Here is a 2,492-nt window from a genome sequence, read left to right on the forward strand (position 1 = left end):
TCCAGCTTTTTCAAAAGCAAAAATTATTAAATATGCTTATGCTATTGAATATGATGCTTTTAATCCTAATCAACTTTTTCATACTTTAGAAAGTAAAAAAATTAAAAATTTATTTTTGGCTGGTCAAATTAATGGTACTAGTGGTTATGAAGAAGCTGCTTGTCAAGGATTAATTGCAGGAATTAATGCCGCTTTAAAACTAAAAAATAAATCTCCTTTTATATTAAAACGAAATGAAGCTTATATTGGTGTTTTAATTGATGATTTAATTAATAAGGGAACGTATGAACCATATCGTTTATTAACTTCTAGAGCTGAATTCCGTTTATTATTACGGCATGATAATGCAGATTTAAGGTTAATGCCTTATGGTTTTAAATTTGGATTGATTGATCATAAAACTTTTGATTGGTTAAAAAACAAGCAAATGCAAATCAATTATTTAAAAGAAAAGTTACATAATTTTTATTTGGATGCGGATAGTTTATATAAATTTAACATTAATTCTGATTCTCGTCGTATTAGTTTATATCAGTTATTAAAAAGATCTGATTTAAAAGAAGATATTTTAAATAATTTTTTTGCATCTCAATATTCTGTTGATGTTTTAGAACAAGTGGGTATTCAAATTAAATATGAAGATTATATTTTAAAATCAGAAAAAGAAGTTAAAAAAAATTCTCATTTAGAAGAAAAAGTTATACCTAATAATATTGATTATAAAATTATTAAAAACCTATCTCAAGAAGCTAAAGAAAAATTAACTAAAATTAAACCTTTTAATATAGCTCAAGCTTCACGTATTTCTGGAGTTAATCCTGTTGATATTAATATTTTATTAATTTATTTGCAAAAGTATAGTGATTCTCATGTATAAATTCGAGTTACAAAAGAAATTCAAATTAAACCAATTACAAATGATGCAATTTGATAAATATTCTATTTGTTTGCGGCATTTCAATAATAAAATGAATTTAACTTCAATATTAGAACCAGATTTAATATATATTAAACATTTTTATGATTCTTTGTTGGTTTCTTCTTTAGTTCGTTTTGATCAAATTAATTCTTTGTGTGATATAGGTACAGGAGCAGGTTTTCCAGGAATCCCTTTAAAAATTTTATTTCCTCATTTAAATTTATTTTTAATTGAATCTTCATATAAAAAAACTATTTTTTTAAATTTTTTAGTTAAAGAATTATCTTTGCAAAATGTTTATATTTATCATCAAAAAGTAGAAAAACATAATTTTCGATATGATTATCTTATAACTAGAGCTTTAGGAAAATTAAACGTTATTTTAAATTTAATTTATCCATTATTAAATGTTAAAGGTAGTTTTATTGTTATGAAAGGTCCTAATTATCGTCAAGAGTTTATAAATGATAAAGTTTTTGATAAATTTCAATTAAAAGATAAACATGTTATTGTTTTACCTAATCAATTGGGAACTAGAGTAAATTTATTATTTAATAAATTAATTTAATTTGATTTTTGTTTGTTAATTATGATTTAGAATTTATAATTATCAATATATTTGGTTAATATATAATTTTTGTTGATTTTAGTTAATATTTTATCTTATTATTTAAATTTAATTTTTGTAATTATTATCTTTGGTTGTAAATTGAATTATTTGATTATAATATTTTAATTCAAATAGGAAGCACAGATATATAATGATAAAATTTAATCGACAAAATTTAGATATTTGTAATCAGTGTATTGGTTTTATTTTAAATAAATTTATTATTATTTTTAATATTTTTAAATGGGATTTTGGAATAATTTTAGTTGTTCGCTCCGGTTATATCTAGTTAATTTTTGTTTGATTAAATAAATTTTAATTTTTTATGAAAAATTTATTTTTAATTTAAGATTTATTTTTACATTCTTTAAGATTTATGAAATTTATTTATTTTTTTATTAATTATTTTATGTTTTATGTTCGTTTAAAAATAATTTAAGTAATTTCTCGATTGTATTTGATATTGATTAAGATACATTTAGTTATTATCATCATTTATTTATTATTTTTTATTCGAAAACAGAAAAGGATTAATATAGAATTTTCATGAATAAGTTATGGGAAAATATTTCTTACCTTGTGATGGTTTTTTGCATTACTAGTAGTATTTTTTTAATAGGAGTTATTGTTGTTAATTATGATAATATAAATAATGACAATGATGACAATAATGTTGTTAATTATGATAATATAAATAATGAAAATAATGATCAATATGTTGTAAGTACGAATACTAATAACAGAAATTCAAATGTTCGTAAAGATGGTAAAAAAGATCAAAAACAACGTTCTGCAGGTCAACAACAGGTGCAAAAATCAGATCCTAATATTCAGCGAGATGATGCTTTTGTATTAAGTGACGAGCAATTTCAAGATCAACCGATTATAGAAGAACCATTTTCACAAGAAAATCACGAAATAAATGCTCAAAATTTTCAAGAAAATGATAATTTTAATGCGGAT

The 2,492-nt window shown here is 21.2% G+C and carries 2 protein-coding genes and 1 pseudogene; all 3 read left to right on the forward strand.

Translation table 11 applies throughout. The features are described from left to right. Window positions 1-877 (forward strand): FAD-dependent oxidoreductase (locus OC710_RS02640; RefSeq protein WP_304515008.1); only part of this gene is annotated, 877 nt, incomplete at its 5' end. Continuing rightward, window positions 870-1,487 (forward strand): 16S rRNA (guanine(527)-N(7))-methyltransferase RsmG, encoded by a 618-nt coding sequence (gene rsmG, locus OC710_RS02645; RefSeq protein WP_004995151.1) that lies wholly within the window; start codon window positions 870-872, stop codon window positions 1,485-1,487. The genes OC710_RS02640 and rsmG, both read left to right, overlap by 8 nt. Window positions 1,488-2,075: 588 nt before the next feature. Then, a pseudogene (locus OC710_RS02650) lies at window positions 2,076-2,492 on the forward strand (hypothetical protein); the annotation flags it as partial.

It is taken from the genome of 'Vigna radiata' phytoplasma, from assembly GCF_030586915.1.
GTDB lineage: Bacteria > Bacillota_I > Bacilli_A > Acholeplasmatales > Acholeplasmataceae > Phytoplasma > Phytoplasma australasiaticum.

Excerpts from the sequence above, each read along its gene's own strand:
- rsmG (WP_004995151.1), top strand. The coding sequence starts at position 870 with ATGTATAAATTCGAGTTACAAAAGAAATTCAAATTAAACCAATTACAA.